Consider the following 16,133-nt stretch of genomic DNA (forward strand, 5'->3'; position numbering starts at 1 on the left):
GATAATCATTCATGCGCATCCTGGTTCAGAAATTCGGGGGCACGTCACTTTCGTCCGATAAAGCTAGAAATCACTGTGTAGAACATATTGCCAGAGAGCTGAAGAACGGTTTCCGTATCGTCGTTGTCGTTTCGGCGATGGGTCGCAAAGGCGACCCGTACGCTACGGATACCCTGCTTCAGCTCATTCGCGATAACGGCGACCATTTACCGCCCCGCGAGCGGGATATGCTGCTAGGCTGCGGAGAGATTATTTCCGCTTCTGCCTTATGCAGCCTGCTCTGCTCGCGGGGCATTGCTGCAATTGTGCTTAATGGGGGCCAGGCGGGCATTCGGACGGATGAGCAATTCGGCCATGCGCGCATTAAAGAGCTTCATCCCGACCGCATACTGTCACACTTGCGGACTGGCGAGGTCGTGATCGTAACCGGTTTCCAAGGCAGTACAGAGTACGGTGATATGACTACGCTAGGCCGGGGAGGAAGCGATACCTCGGCAACCGCGATTGGCGCAGCACTTCGTGCAGACTGTGTAGACATTTACACCGATGTGAATGGCATCTTGACGGCTGATCCTCGTTTGGTCAAAGACGCGAAGCCGCTGCTGGTCGTTGGCTATGCTGAAATATGCAATATGGCGCGCCAGGGAGCAAAGGTCATTCATCCCCGTGCTGTAGAAATCGCACAGCAAGCCCGTATCCCGATTCGGGTACGCTCCACTTTTTCCGATGATGAAGGCACGCTTGTAACTGACAGGCCAGAGCTCGCGAAGGGCTATGTAAGCGATCGTCATGTAACAGGTATTGCACATGTGTCCGGCATTACGCAAATTTCGGTTCAAGCGATAGAGGGCCGTTCGGACGTGCAATTGCAAGTGTTTCAGACGATGGCCCGCAATCATATTAGCGTTGACTTTATTAACGTAACGCCAAGCGGCGCGGTGTATACTGTGTTCGATCACGATGCAGACCGTGCTGTGCGTTTACTTCAGGATATTGGATATTTACCAACTGCAATTAATGGCTGTGCGAAAGTGTCGGTCATCGGCGGGGGCATGAACGGCGTGCCCGGCGTCATGGCGCGAATCGTCGAGGCATTGACGGAACAAGGCATTACAATTATGCAATCGGCGGATTCGAACACGACGATATGGGTACTTGTGAAGGAGCCGGATATGGCCCCTGCGCTACAAGCGCTTCACGCCAAGTTTGGACTTCATTTATAATAGTAACAGTGCATAATTGCTCGTAAAGTTTTGTAGGAGGTTTTTTGGATGGATTACGGAAGATTAATGACGGCAATGGTCACACCATTTGATGCAAATGGTCAGATTGACTGGGAAGTTACGGGACGTCTGATCGATTATCTAATTGAAGAACAGCTCAGCGATACTCTGGTCGTGTCGGGAACAACGGGAGAATCGCCTACGTTGACGGACGAGGAGAAATTGGCATTGTTCCGCTTTTCGGTAGAACGCGCGGGCGGACGCTGCAAAATTATTGCAGGAACGGGCAGCAACAACACAGCACATTCCATCCACCTAACGAAGGAAGCGGAGAGTTGCGGCGTAGACGGCGTTCTGCTCGTAGCTCCTTACTACAACAAGCCGAACCAAGAAGGACTCTATCAGCATTTCAAAGCGATTGCAGAATCTACGACTTTGCCGGTCGTTCTCTATAACGTCCCAGGACGAACTGGAATTAACCTGTCGGCTGAAACGACGATTCGTCTGGCTCAACTGGACAATATCGTAGCGACAAAAGATTGCGCGAGCCCGGATCAGTTGACTCAAATTGTCGCTGGCGCTCCGTCAACATTCCGTGTATATAGCGGAGACGATAGTGCGACGTTGACAACGCTTGCGGTCGGCGGACACGGTATTATCAGCGTAGCCAGCCATGTTATCGGTGCAAAAATGAAACAGCTGATTGAAGCTTATTTGAGCGGAGACGTTCGTCAGGCTGCTGTACTTCATCAGGAATGTCATCCGGTATTCAAAGGGTTGTTCGAGAGCCCGCATCCGGTTCCAAATCCGGTTGCCGTCAAGTATGCTCTTACTTTGAAAGGCATACCGGTCGGCAGCGTGAGACTTCCGCTTGTTCCAGCGACGGAAGCAGAGAAAGAATTTATCAGTAAATTGATATAGGACTTATAAAGAGGCGGTGCAGGATGATTCCTGCGTCGCCTTTTTTTGTTCGCTGAGGTTGCTCCGGGACTCGCTGCGCGTATTGGTTCATGCTGCCGTTCTTGATTCCATGGCTCGCATCGCTTACACGATGTCAGAATGGATAGAACCTGCGAAAAGTCATCCTGAACTCAAAACGCTCCGCTCGCCCAAATACGTACAAACTGATGCGATCAGACACACTATAGTGATAGTAGATTTTACGTTTGCTATCGTCTGCCACGGATCAAAATGTAAAAATACATGTTGTCAGCCGAGTTTTCGACGTTTTACCGCTTCAAAATGCAAATGTGCATTTTGATTGGCCTGAATAGCCTCAAAATCGTGAAATATAGCGATTTCAACTGCACTTTTGCATTTTGATTGTTGTTTTGGTACCTTTAGGGGCTTATCAACCTGCATTTTTACATTTTGTTTTGTGCTTTAGCTTGGAAGGCTGGTAGGCGGAGGTTAAGCAGCATTGGCGGGGCGTGTCACATGGTCAAAGCAGGTTATCTTAAAGGCGGTGCAGGAATGATTCTGCACCGCTTTTTTTGACGCGAATTAGATAGGCTTCTGCTTGGCGTATAGTGTAACGTTGATGCTGAGACACGGTGTATCAACATGAGATTGCTTGGAGGCCTGTACAAGAGGCGAAGGCAAGCTCTACCGTTCTTCTAAAAAAAAGAAACATATCATGATAACAAGAGACGGAGTAAGCGAATGATTCTGGAGAAGCGGCAGCGTTCGCCTTTGTATCCGGATTCCAACCTTTTAGCTTAATTAATGGAATCCGGATACAACAGCGATCGGAAGAACATTCACTTATGTAGTCGACACAGTTACCATAAAAATTTTTAATCATTAACTGAAGAACACGGACAAGCCCGAAGAGGGAAATAGTTTGTGTTCTCTCAATTTTTTCCTGTATAATGGGTTCAAACAACGGTTCGGCAATGATTGGCATTTCGGCATCTCACCGGAGTTCGTCCCACACAGGGAGGGCTGCGGTCATAAAAGGGAGGGAATCGCTTGTCAAAGAAGAACGATACGGATAAATTGCTCGTTTTTGCACTGGGTGGAGTCGGAGAGATCGGCAAAAATATGTATGTCATCCAATACGCAGACGATATAGTTGTGGTAGATGCGGGGTTGAAATTTCCGGAGGAGGACATGCTTGGCATTGATATCGTCATTCCCGATATTTCATATTTGCTCGAAAATCAGCATAAAGTTCGCGGCATCGTCATCACGCATGGTCATGAAGATCATATCGGAGGTCTGCCTTATGTTCTCAAAGAGCTTAATGTACCCGTCTACGGTACGAAGCTAACGTTGGGGCTAATAGAAGGCAAGCTGAAGGAAGCAGGATTGCTAGGTGAAACTAAGCGGGAATTAATCCATGCCGACTCGGAGATCGAGCTGGGTCAAATACGAGTCTCCTTCTTCAAGACAAATCACAGCATTCCTGATTCAGTAGGCGTCTGTCTTGACACGCCAGAGGGAAGCGTCGTTCATACTGGAGATTTTAAATTCGATTATACGCCTGTGAACGGACAATATGCGGATTTGCAGCGAATCGCTGGTATCGGCCAACGCGGCGTCCTTGTACTGCTGTCCGACAGCACCAATGCGGAAAGGCCGGGCTACACCCCTTCGGAGAAAAATGTAGGCGAGGTGCTCGAAGATTTGTTCTACAAAGCGCCTCAGCGGGTTGTCGTTGCCACCTTTGCCTCCAATGTTCATCGTGTTCAGCAAGTCATTCATGCTGCGGAAGCGACGAACCGAAAGATCGCGGTTATCGGCCGCAGTATGGTTAATGTCGTGAACATCGCCTCAGAGCTTGGCTACTTGCATGTGCCGGAAGGGATGCTGATTGAACCGGAGGAAGTCAATAAGCTTGCGGCCGACCGCGTCGTCATCTTATGCACGGGAAGCCAAGGCGAGCCGATGTCCGCTCTAACCCGGATGGCCCGGGCAACGCACCGGAAAGTCGATATTTTGCCAGGAGATACGGTTATTATTGCAGCAACGCCGATTCCAGGCAATGAGCGTTATGTGGGCCGAACGGTTGATGAGCTATTCAGGCTTGGCGCACATGTGGTCTATGGACCCGGTTCAGTGTCCGGCGTTCACGTCTCTGGGCATGGCAGCCAGGAAGAATTGAAGCTCATGCTGAATTTAATTAAGCCGAAATATTTTATCCCGATCCACGGTGAGTATCGTATGCTTCGTTTGCATGCGGGGTTGGGTGAAGATGTAGGCATTGACCGGGACAATATCTTAGTCTTGGAAAATGGGGAAACGGTTGAGTTTCATAACGGCGACGCGAGAAAAGGCTCGAAGGTGCAGGCCGGGAATATACTAATCGACGGCCTTGGCGTCGGGGATGTCGGCAATATTGTGCTCCGCGATCGTAAGCTTTTGTCGCAGGACGGCATTCTAGTTGTCGTTGTCACGTTGAGCAAGCAAGATGGGACCATTTTGTCAGGTCCTGATATTATTTCACGAGGTTTCGTTTATGTCCGGGAAGCGGAAGGACTGCTGGATGAAGCGGGGAAAATTGTATCGTCGACGTTAAACCGATTAATGAACGATAAAGTGAATGAATGGGCATCTCTCAAAACAAGCGTGAAAGATGCGCTGGGACGCTATCTCTACGAACAGACGAGACGCCGCCCGATGATATTGCCTATTATTATGGAAGTGTGACTACCGTAACCTTTGAAGAGACCGATGCTGAGCGGCAAGTCGCCGCCAATCGGTCTCTTTTTATCTGTATAAATTCAGCAGTCGACCTCATACTATGACAAGCCGCAGCAATTGCAGCGACATTGTTAATGAGGGGGACTTAATACTATGTGGAGCCACCATTCCATTCCGTTATCGAATGAGCAGCAGCCTGACCCGGCTGCCGATGAGAAGAAAAAGAACAGTACGATCGTTGAAACGATCCAGCAGCTTGGACAAACGACAACGCCTGTTGCCGAGTCCAATATTCATTGCATGACGATCATTGGTCAAATCGAGGGTCATATCGTATTGCCTCCACAAAATAAGACGACGAAATATGAGCATTTGATACCGCAGCTGGTGGCAGCCGAGCAGAATGCCAAAATCGAAGGTATCCTCATCGTGCTGAACACGGTTGGCGGGGATGTAGAGGCAGGTCTTGCGATTGCCGAGATCATCGCTTCATTATCAAAACCGACCGTGACACTCGTACTTGGAGGCGGTCATTCTATTGGCGTTCCAATCGCTGTAGCGGGGGATACGTCATTCATTGCCGCTACAGCGACGATGACGATCCACCCGATCCGCTTGAACGGACTCGTTATTGGCGTGCCGCAAACCTTCGAATATTTGGACAAAATGCAGGAGAGGGTCGTCCGTTTTGTAACGATGCACTCCAACGTTACGGAAGAAACATTTAAAGAGCTTATGTTCAAGACTGGCGAGCTCACCCGTGATATCGGGACGACTGTGATCGGATCGGATGCGGTCAAACATGGATTGATCGATTCAGTTGGCGGACTGGGTGAAGCGCTTAAAGAGCTTAACCGCCGAATTGCTGAACGCAATCCTGCAGGAGCGGGTCAGCCAGAGCCGGGGGTGTATAACTAAATGACACTTTATACGATTATGCCTTTGGAGACGGTATTGGACGGTATGGCAAGCGCTGCTGAAACGGAGCAGCCTCCGTCACAGCAAATCTGGCTTCACGGCATTCATATGGAAGTGGTTCCTGTGGCACCAGGTATGGTAAAGATCGTCAGACTGCTGCAATGCCAGTTAAATGATTATTTGAATCCGCAGCTTGCACCCGGGTCCATCATGATGTACGGGCAAAATGATATACAAAACTGAAAGAGAAAATAGGAACATTTGTCCACCTATGGTATAATGTTAAACCAGAGGTGACAAAAAGTTGGCTAAAAAGAGAAGAAAAAAGAAATCGATTGCATCCAATTTAAAATATGAAGTTTACGGTATTTTACTTATAACGGTGTCGGTAATCGCCTTATCAGGAGGGGCGACGGTCGGCCGGTCTCTGTCTAAGCTGTTTGGCCTGTTTCTCGGCAAATTTTATTTTGTGCTGGCATTGGTCGGCATTTATGTCGGACTTTCCGTCATGGTCAAGCGAGCTTGGCCGAAGGGCTGGTCGCATCGCCGTACCGGTATATTAATTTTCGTACTAGCGTTAGCGCTGTGGAGTTCAGTTGCGATGATCGACAAATCGCTGGCACCGTCCTCGGAGCTTTCCGGCGGATTAATCTTCGAGCAGTTAAGCAGTTCAATCAGGCTAGAGCTGCTTACCTTTGACGGAGCAGACGACCGTCCGATGAACGAAAAGGACATTAGCGGCGGCTACATTGGCGCAATTGAGTACTCGATGCTGTTCATGCTATTCGGCTATTTCGGGGCAAAGCTTATTATGTGGGTCATGTTCGCGATCTCGCTCATGCTGATGACTGGCAAATCGTACGTCGAAATGGGCCGCCTTGTAAAGGGCAAGCTTATCAAGCTGTTCAAGTTGTTTGCAGCAAAGTGGAACCAGAGAGCCGCGCTTAGAGCGGCAACCGCCGCCGCTGCTGCGAGAGCGCCTCGTACGGCCGATTCACAAGGTTATGCTCAAGATGATGATGCCATCGATGAGGATGAGGATTATCCGCTAACGCCTAGAAAAAAGAAACGCTCCTTGTTCTTCTCTTGGCTGCAGCAGGATAAAAGCGAGCAAACCGTTAAGCAAGATGATTGGTCCCTTGACGATGAAGAGGATGAGGAGCACCATCTGAACGGCATGAGTCCGCATTGGGCTAAGAATGGGAATGGTGAAGTTACAGCAGGAGAATGGGATCGTAATGACGATCCTGCTGAGCAGCGCCCAATACTGGAGCAAGATCAGGAACATACACAAGAAACTTTACATAACCCGCCTGATCAAGTGCCCTGGGAGACTGTTCCTACGATTCCAGACCCGGCTGTTGCCCAGCATCAGGAAGCGGCTCTTGACGCACCTTCCTATCCGCCTGCACCTCCTTACGCAGAGGAAGAAAAGGATGAGGAGTGGACCGGAACTTGGCCGCAGCAATCCACTGAGGATGAACAGCAGATGGAGGAACCATCAGTTGATTTCCCTGAGGATGAACAGCTACCTGCAGCTGTTGCCTGCGAAGCAGCAGATACAGCAGATACAGCAGCAGCAGCTGCAGTTCTGGTCAAAGAAGCTGAACCTGCTTCTTCATCATCGGTTCCGGCTGTACCTCAGCCGAAGCCGTACATGCTGCCGCCGTTCTCCTTGCTCTCCAAGCCAAGCCTATTGGCAAGGGGAGGAGACGGAGCCGACTCCATTGATGCCAAGAGAAAGCTGGAAGCGACGCTTGAAAGCTTTGGCGTTCGAGCCAAAGTGCTGGACGTTGTCCGCGGGCCAGCCGTTACCCGATATGAAGTGCAGCCGGCTACGGGAGTTAAGGTAAGTCGAATTGTCAGCCTGACTGACGATATTGCGCTTGCTCTTGCCGCTAAGGATATACGGATGGAAGCTCCGATTCCAGGTAAATCGGCTATTGGCATCGAAGTGCCGAACATGGAAGTATCGGTCGTTACAATGCGTGAGGTTATGGAGACTCCGGCCTTCCATAATGCGCCATCCAAGTTGTCTATTGCCTTCGGCCGTGACATATCCGGCCAGCCGATTATCGGCAATCTTGCCCGAATGCCCCATTTGCTTGTAGCAGGGGCAACGGGTTCGGGCAAATCAGTCTGCATCAACGGCATTATTACGAGCATTTTGTACAAAGCAAAACCGGACGAAGTGAAATTTCTGATGGTCGATCCGAAAATGGTCGAGCTGAACGTCTACAACGGCATCCCGCATTTGCTCGCTCCAGTCGTCACCGATCCGCGCAGAGCGTCTCTGGCATTAAAGAAGATCGTTGTTGAGATGGAGAAACGCTACGAGTTGTTCTCTAAATCCGCCACAAGAAATATTGAGGGCTATAACAATTTGATGGCGGATAATCCGAAAGCAGTACTGCCGTACATCGTGGTTATCGTCGATGAGCTCGCGGATTTGATGATGGTCGCCGCTGGCGACGTTGAGGATTCAATCGCCCGTCTGGCTCAAATGGCTCGTGCGGCAGGCATTCATCTTATTATTGCAACCCAGCGTCCGTCTGTAGACGTTATTACCGGCGTTATCAAAGCCAACATTCCTTCCCGAATTGCATTTGGCGTGTCATCGCAAGTGGATTCGCGGACCATTCTTGATATGGTGGGTGCGGAGAAGCTGTTAGGCCGCGGCGACATGCTGTTCCTTCCGGTCGGCATGTCCAAGCCTCTTCGCGTGCAAGGCGCATTCCTCTCCGATCAAGAGGTTGAAGCGCTCGTTGACTATTCGAGAGGACAAGCGGAAGCAGAATATAAAGAGGATCTTGTTCCTGAGGTCGAGGAAGAGTCGAATGATCCGAATGACATTGTAGATGAACTATACGATCAAGCGGTGCAAATTGTTCTCGAAGCCAAGCAAGCCTCCGTATCCCTGCTGCAGCGCCGGATGCGCATCGGATATACGAGGGCAGCCCGGTTGATTGACCAGATGGAAGCCCGCTCTATCGTTGGCCCTTATGAGGGCAGCAAGCCGCGTGAGGTTATGCTCACAATGGAGCAATATCAGGCAGGGAGGATATCGTCCTAGGACGATATCCTTTTTTGTATAGGGATGCTACAGCTGCCATTCGATGCATAGAACGAAAGCTCCTTTCTCATACTAGTGCTAGGCAACGCTGCATGAAGCTAACTAACTTGCTATGAGAAAGGCAGATCCCTAGATGAGAAACCGTTTAATTGTAATGACCGCGTTAATCGTCATGCTCGTATTCGGAACGTTCTCGTTACAGCATTTGATGAACGTTAAGGCGGAAGAAACGTTCAGTAACGCAACGCTGAAAGTCGGCTCCTCCGGCAAGGATGTTTATGAGCTGCAAGGAAGACTTAAATTTTTGGGGTATTTCAACGGAAAGATTGACGGCCAATTCGGCACGAGCACGAAAAACGCTGTAACTTGGTTTCAATGGAAATTCGGCATGAAATCGGACGGTGTCGTTGGTGCCAAAACGAAGCTGAAGCTTTGGGAGGCTACGAAGAGCTGGAAGCCAACGGCTGAGGAATCGGGCAATGCCGGAGCGGGAGCCGGCAGCGGCACGGGCTCAGGAAGCGGATCGGGCAGTTCAGGAGGAGGCTCCGCCTTGGATAAGTCCAACAAGCTGGGCCTCTCCAAAGGCGATCTGCAGATTATGGCTAACGCCGTCTACGGTGAAGCACGAGGCGAGCCTTATGAAGGACAAGTAGCTGTTGCTGCGGTTATCATTAACCGTCTGAAATCGCCAAGCTTTCCGAACTCGATCTCGGGCGTTATTTTTCAGCCAGGCGCATTTACAGCTGTGGCCGACGGCCAGATTTACTTGACGCCAAACGAGAAAGCGGCGCAAGCGGTTCAAGATGCCATCAACGGCTGGGACCCAAGTGGCGGCTGCCTGTACTATTTCAATCCGGTGACGGCAACCTCCAAATGGATTTGGACCAGACCGCAAGTGAAGACGATCGGCAAACACATTTTCTGTATGTAAAAGCAAATTGCGGTTCCGAAGAAGCAGCCGGCCTTGCCCTTGCGCAGGCCCAGGTTGCTTCTTCCATTTCGGTTAAGTTAGAATGGTATAGGCAACGTGTAATTGGAATACATTTACTCCAGCAGAACCAAATTTGCAGTTTTATACAAGGAAGGAGCTAACGGAGTGACCCTATTTGAGAGAGGGCAGCTGGGCCGGATTCGGCTTCATGTACTGCCGACTAAACGATTTAAAACTTTTGCGATTTCATTATTTGCAGGCGTTCCGTTATCGGAGGATACAGTGACCGAGACGGCACTTGCTCCCTTTGTGCTGCGTCGAGGCACGGCTTCCACGCCAGAGACGAAAGCATTTCGCGAACGGCTTGACGATTTGTATGGGGCCGGCTTTGGCTTTGACGTATATAAAAGAGGCGATTCGCAGATCGTCCAGTTTCGAATGGATGTCATCAACGATCAATTCGTCTCCTCGAACAGTCCGCTTCTGGACGCTTCACTCAAACTGTTAGGGGAGGTTGTAACCGATCCCTGCACGGAAGACGGCGCTTTTCGCGCGAAATATGTAGAGGCGGAGAAGCAGACGCTAACGAAACGGCTTGAATCGATCGTTAATGATAAAATTCGTTATGCGGCTGAGCGTTGTTTGGAGGAGATGTGTGAGGATGATCCTTATCGTCTTCATCCCCTCGGCAAGCTTGAGGATATAGCCTCTATTACAGCGGATTCGCTCTATCGCAGGTACGAGCAATGGCTGGAGGAAGCAGTCTTTGATCTATATGTCGTAGGAGATACGACGATAGATGAAGTAACGGCGCTTGTTCAGCAGTATTTCAGACCTAAAGCGGGAGTGCCCGGCCAATATACAGTGACTAACGTCCGCCGTGAGAGAGGCGATGTAAAGACGGTCGTTGAAGAGATGGATGTCAGTCAGGGCAAGCTGAATCTTGGTCTTCGCACGGGTATCCTGTACGGGGATGATGACTACGCGGCATCGCTGATGTACAACGGTATTCTGGGCGGATATCCGCATTCGAAGCTGTTCTTGAACGTCAGAGAGAAGGAAAGCCTGGCGTATTACGCTTCATCGCGGCTTGACGGACATAAAGGACTCTGCACCATTCAATCCGGTATCGAAATTCAGAACTACGACCGGGCTGTCGTCATTATCAAGGAGCAGCTTGAGAGCATGAAGCGCGGAGAGCTGACGGAGCTGGAAATCAGCCAGACGAAAGCGATGATCTCCAATCATTTGCGAGAGCTGCAGGACAGCGCTTATGAAATGATTGCGTATGACTTCAATGCAGTATTGTCCGGCAAAGAGCGCAGCGCACAGCAGCTTCTAGACCAGATTCAATCGGTAGGAACTGAGGATATTGTTCGCGTAGCAAACCGGGTTCAACTGGATACGATCTATTACCTGCGAGACCGGAAGGAGGCTTAACAGACATGGAAACGCTTGAGTACAAAAAAGTGCAGGAGACGTTGTACCGCGAAGTGCTGGACAACGGACTTGAAGTGATCGTGCTGCCGAAGCCCGGTTTTCAAAAACATATGCGACATTTGCAACCAAATACGGCTCTGTCGACAACCGATTTGCAGTTGGAGGCGAAGAGCCTGCTAAAGTGCCCGACGGAATCGCTCATTTTCTGGAGCATAAAATGTTCGAGGAGCCTACCGGCGATATTTTCGCAACCTTTGCTTCCCAGGGCGCCTCAGCCAATGCTTTTACAAGCTTTGACCGGACGGTCTATCTGTTCTCAGCAACGGAGCAGATAACAGCCAATTTGGAGACACTGATCGATTTTGTGCAAAATCCTTATTTTACAGACGAGAACGTGAATAAGGAAAAAGGCATCATCGAGCAGGAAATTAATATGTACAAGGATAATCCCGACTGGCAGGTTTATTTCGGGCTAATCGATGCGATGTACCATAACCACCCGATCCATATCGATATTGCCGGTACAGTGGAGTCAATTTACCAGATCGACAAGGAAACGCTGTATCGCTGCTACGAAAACTTTTACCATCCGTCCAATATGCTGTTGTTCGTTGTAGGCGGTGTTGATGCTGCAGAAGTGTTCGAGCTCGTAAGGAACAACCAAGCAAGTAAAAACTTCAAGCCGCAGGGTGAAATTCACCGCTATTTTGAAGACGAGCCAACCAGCGTTAAAATTCCGCGAAAGATAACGAAGCTTCCGGTCTCGCTGCCTAAAGTCATGTTTGGATTCAAGGAGAAGCGCGTCGGCTTGCCGGCTTCGGAGCTGCTGGAGCAGGAAGTATTGTCGAAGCTGATGCTGGATGCTTTGTTCGGGGCGAGCTCTTCGCTGTATCAGGATCTATATGAGGAAAATTTAATCTCGGATTCGTTTGGCTCTGAATTCAATTCCAGTGACAACTATGCATTTTCAGTTATTGGAGGCGACAGCCCCAACCCGGAAGCACTGCTTGGCAAAGTTCGTGCCGCGGTAGAGGAAGCGCTGAAAACCGGCATTTCCGAAGAAGCTTTCGAGCGCTCGAAACGAAAAAAAATCGGCAGTTATTTGCGAATGCTCAATTCCCCTGAAGCGATCGCCAGCGAATTCACGCGTTACCGGTTTCGCGACAGCGATATGTTCGATCTGCTTCCGCTGTATGAGAACAGTACGCTGGATCAGGTCAATGCAAGGCTTCGCGAGCATTTCGACTTCGGCCAGGTAGCTGTGTCGATCGTGGAAAAAGCGGGGGAATGACGAACATTCGTCAATCGACGGTATTGGTGACCGGGGGAAGCCGGGGAATAGGCGCTGCCATTGCGCAGCGCTTTGCCGCGGAAGGCGCCAATATCGTCATTCATTATTTAGAGTCGCATGAAGCGGCTAATCAAACCGCGCGAGCGTGTATGCGGCTTGGCGCCAACGTCATGACGATAACTGCAGATTTGCGCTCCAAGGAACAGCTGCTGCGGATGCGGGATAAGCTGGAAGCGAGTGGCATGCTGCCTGACATTCTAGTGAACAACGGCGGAATTTCCCATTACGGCATGCTGATGGATGTCACGGAGCAGGAATGGGACGATGTCATGTCTGTTAATTTGAAGGGTATGTTCCTCTGCAGCCAAATTTTCATGTCCTCCATGATCGCCAACCGGTACGGACGAATTATTAACGTTTCCTCTGTCTGGGGGATGTCAGGCGCCTCATGCGAGGTGCTGTACTCCACGACCAAAGGCGGCATGAACGCTTTTACAAAAGCTTTGGCGAAGGAATTAGCACCCACCGGCATTACCGTTAACGCAGTCGCTCCTGGGGCAGTCGATACGATGATGATGGACGGGTTCAATGCTGAGGAGAAAGCTGCGCTTGAACAGGAAATTCCTGTTGGCCGCTTCGGCCAGCCGGACGAGATCGCTTCGCTCGTTTATTTTCTGGCGCTGCCCGAATCTTCCTACATAACGGGTCAAATTATTAGTCCGAACGGCGGCTGGCATACCTGATCTGATCCGAATAATTGCGCAGACGTTGCGGCACAATAATGACTGTTGTTCATTCTCTTCATTTACACTCAGGAGGCGAAGAAACGAATGTCAGTGCTCAGCAATTTTGCGAACTTTAAGCAGTTTTTGGCTGAACGTGTAGACCAGGCAAAGGCTTCGGGGATGACCGAGGAAATGATTACAAATCTAGCCTATGAGATTGGCTCCTTTCTTGATGAGAAGGTCGATCCCAAAAACGAACAGCAGCGCGTGCTGAAAGAGCTTTGGGATGCAGGCGATGAGTCGGAGAAAAAGACGATTGCAGGCTTGATGGTGAAGCTCGTTAATCATTAATAAGTCCGGATACGTTCACTCGCAGAAAAGCCTCCAATCGGAGGCTTTTCTGCAATGTTTCCGATGGAGGTTGCAGGATTGTAGCGAAAATTGTAGAATAAGCTTTTAGAAAGCGGCATTTTTCGCATAGCAATGATTAATGATTCTAGCGTTGCGCAATACTGACATCAACAGGCTTGGGGCGGTGACCATTCATGGAAAGCAAGCAGTATTATATGGAGTACAAGATACATAAAAACAGGCCCGGGCTGCTAGGTGATATAGCATCTCTTCTTGGTATGCTGGAAGTAAACATTATGACGATCAACGGTGTAGAAGACCGGACAAGGGGCATGCTGCTGCAGACGGACGATGAAGAGAAAATCGTTCTGCTTGGCAAAATGCTGCAAAAGGTAGACAATATTACGGTTAACAAGCTGCGGACGCCGACGATTGTCGATATTTTGGCAGTTCGGCACGGCCGTTATATTGAACGGGATTCGGATGACCGCAAGACGTTCCGTTTTACGCGCGATGAGCTTGGCCTTCTTGTTGATTTTCTAGGCGAGGTTTTCAAACGGGACGGCAACCAGGTAATTGGCCTGCGGGGCATGCCGCGTGTCGGAAAGACAGAGTCGATCATTGCCGGCAGTGTATGTTCGAACAAGCGATGGACGTTCGTATCGTCGACGCTGCTGCGGCAGACTGTCAGAAGTCAGCTGTCAGAGGATGAGATGACGAACAACAATATCTTTATTATCGACGGTATTGTCAGCACGATTCGTTCCAATGAGAAGCATTACGCGCTGCTTCAAGAGATCATGGCGATGCCTTCAACTAAAGTTATCGAGCATCCGGATATTTTTATTAAGGAATCCCATTATGATTACAGCCATTTTGATATGATTATCGAGCTTCGCAATACGCCGGACGAGGAAATTACTTATGAATCGTTCACGGCTAACTACACGGACGAATTCTAAAGAGAGGAGAACGAACAAATGTCAGATTTGGGAGCATTGCTTCGGAAAGCAAGAGAAGAACACGGCTTATCGCTTGAAGATGTTCAAGAGACCACCAAAATTCGCAAACGCTATCTCGAGGCTATAGAGAACGGAGATCATAGCATTCTGCCGGGAACTTTTTATTTAAGGGCGTTTGTGAAAAATTATTGCGAAGCCGTAGGCTTGGACGCTGATGAAGTACTCCGCTTGTACCAGCATGAAGTGCCTGCTGCTACCGTTACGGAGCAGGTATCGGAGCCGGTAGCCGCAAGGGCGCCGAGAAGAGTGCAAACCCAAGCGTCGGAGCGGATTGGCAAGCTTGGCTTCAACGTGCTGATGTGGTCGTTTCTTATTCTTATTGTAGTCGTCGTCTGGTTCTATGTCGTCAGCCAAAAGGGCGATGATTCCAAAGGAATTGACGATCAGACCAAGGTCACCGATCAGGCTTCTCCATTGCCTAGTGATAAAGGCGAGGCCGGTACAGGTACTGGTAGCCCGACTGCGACGCCAACACCGACACCACCTCCAACTGAGGCGACTATCTTGACCTTTACGGAGAAAAAAGGCAAGGTTGATCATTATGATATTGGACCTGCCAATGTCGTCCATAAGCTGGAGATCAAAATTACCGGAGGACCGAGCTGGACGGAAGTGCGTAAAGGCGGCGCCAGCGGCGAGAAGCTGATTGCCGAGACGGTACAGGACGGTGAAACTAAGTCATTTGATATTACAGAGCCGCTTTATGTCAATGTTGGCCGCGCCGATCTGACTGTTATTACGGTCGATGGCATTACGGTTAACGATGGCGATCAAGCAAGATCCAAAAAAGTGCTGCTTAGCCCGCTGCAGGGTGATGCGACGAATTCACCGACGCCTCCTGCGGATGGAGAGGGCACGGAAGCGCCTTAAGAATGTCAGGGTCGTTTAACGGCCCTTTATTTCCTAATTACATAGTAGAGGAGAACTGCAAGTATGAGTTCCGAAAGTTCGTTTGATATTATTTCTAAGGTAGATATGCAAGAGCTGAACAATGCGATTCAGCAAGCGGAGCGCGAGATCGAGACACGCTTCGATTTCAAAGGAAGCAAGAGCAGCATTGCATTGGAAAAGGAAGAGCTAGTTATTATATCGGACGACGAGTTCAAATTGAATAGCGTGCTCGATATTTTGCAATCGAAAATGGTAAAACGCGGCGTGCCGATTAAAAATATGGATTATGGTAAAGTCGAATCCGCATCGGCACATACGGTTCGGCAGCGCATAAAGCTGCGCCAAGGCATTGATCAGGAGCACTCCAAAAAAATTCAATATTCTGATCCGGGACTCCAAGCTGAAAGTTAAAAGCCTTATCCAAGGCGACCAGATTCGCGTATCCGGTAAAAGCAGGGACGATCTGCAAGCTGTAATGGCGCTGCTTCGGGGAGCGGATCTAAAGGTGGAGCTTCAGTTTACGAACTACCGCTAATGCACTTCGGGAGAGGGCATGAACGGGCGAAAAGCGAGAGACAACGGCGTTTTTAGCGCAGGTACTCTCGCTTTTGACATGCGGATTA

The 16,133-nt window shown here is 49.8% G+C and carries 12 protein-coding genes and 2 pseudogenes; all 14 read left to right on the plus strand.

The genetic code is table 11. The annotated features are described in order from the left end of the window. Positions 1-11 precede the first annotated feature (11 nt). Positions 12-1,223, plus strand: coding sequence for an aspartate kinase (gene dapG, locus TY10_RS03345; RefSeq protein ID WP_042160587.1), 1,212 nt, complete (start codon positions 12-14; stop codon positions 1,221-1,223). Positions 1,224-1,271: 48 nt separating this feature from the next. Then, positions 1,272-2,144: a 4-hydroxy-tetrahydrodipicolinate synthase gene (gene dapA, locus TY10_RS03350; protein ID WP_042160589.1), complete on the plus strand. Its 873-nt coding sequence runs from the start codon at positions 1,272-1,274 to the stop codon at positions 2,142-2,144. A 1,050-nt stretch (positions 2,145-3,194) separates the two neighbouring features. Further along, positions 3,195-4,874, plus strand: a complete 1,680-nt coding sequence (locus TY10_RS03355) for a ribonuclease J (protein ID WP_042160591.1) — start codon at positions 3,195-3,197, stop codon at positions 4,872-4,874. Between the two features lie 147 nt (positions 4,875-5,021). Further along, positions 5,022-5,786, plus strand: a complete 765-nt coding sequence (locus TY10_RS03360) for a ClpP family protease (RefSeq protein ID WP_042160593.1) — start codon at positions 5,022-5,024, stop codon at positions 5,784-5,786. After that, positions 5,787-6,029, plus strand: a complete 243-nt coding sequence (locus TY10_RS03365; RefSeq protein WP_042160595.1) for a YlzJ-like family protein — start codon at positions 5,787-5,789, stop codon at positions 6,027-6,029. A gap of 61 nt (positions 6,030-6,090) precedes the next feature. Next, entirely contained in the window at positions 6,091-8,859 is a 2,769-nt protein-coding gene (locus TY10_RS03370; protein ID WP_042160596.1) for an FtsK/SpoIIIE family DNA translocase, read from the plus strand. Positions 8,860-8,992: 133 nt separating this feature from the next. Next, entirely contained in the window at positions 8,993-9,790 is a 798-nt protein-coding gene (gene sleB / locus TY10_RS03375; protein WP_042160598.1) for a spore cortex-lytic enzyme, read from the plus strand. 165 nt (positions 9,791-9,955) lie between these two features. Continuing rightward, complete coding sequence (gene yfmF, locus TY10_RS03380; protein ID WP_042160600.1) at positions 9,956-11,230, plus strand: EF-P 5-aminopentanol modification-associated protein YfmF; 1,275 nt, start codon at positions 9,956-9,958, stop codon at positions 11,228-11,230. 5 nt (positions 11,231-11,235) lie between these two features. Continuing rightward, positions 11,236-12,521, plus strand: a pseudogene (gene yfmH, locus TY10_RS03385) (EF-P 5-aminopentanol modification-associated protein YfmH). Then, positions 12,518-13,264, plus strand: coding sequence for an elongation factor P 5-aminopentanone reductase (gene ymfI, locus TY10_RS03390; RefSeq protein WP_042160602.1), 747 nt, complete (start codon positions 12,518-12,520; stop codon positions 13,262-13,264). Before yfmH ends, ymfI begins: the two are co-directional and overlap by 4 nt. Before the next feature lie 87 nt (positions 13,265-13,351). Beyond that, complete coding sequence (locus TY10_RS03395) at positions 13,352-13,597, plus strand: DUF3243 domain-containing protein (protein WP_042160604.1); 246 nt, start codon at positions 13,352-13,354, stop codon at positions 13,595-13,597. A gap of 194 nt (positions 13,598-13,791) precedes the next feature. Beyond that, positions 13,792-14,559, plus strand: coding sequence for a DUF3388 domain-containing protein (locus TY10_RS03400; RefSeq protein WP_042160605.1), 768 nt, complete (start codon positions 13,792-13,794; stop codon positions 14,557-14,559). An 18-nt stretch (positions 14,560-14,577) separates the two neighbouring features. Continuing rightward, positions 14,578-15,489, plus strand: coding sequence for a helix-turn-helix domain-containing protein (locus tag TY10_RS03405; RefSeq protein WP_052350325.1), 912 nt, complete (start codon positions 14,578-14,580; stop codon positions 15,487-15,489). A 63-nt stretch (positions 15,490-15,552) separates the two neighbouring features. Further along, positions 15,553-16,045: pseudogene (locus TY10_RS03410) on the plus strand (YajQ family cyclic di-GMP-binding protein). The last annotated feature ends 88 nt before the right edge of the window (positions 16,046-16,133 follow it).

The organism is Paenibacillus gorillae (genome assembly GCF_000513275.1).
GTDB classification, from domain to species: Bacteria; Bacillota; Bacilli; order Paenibacillales; family Paenibacillaceae; genus Pristimantibacillus; species Pristimantibacillus gorillae.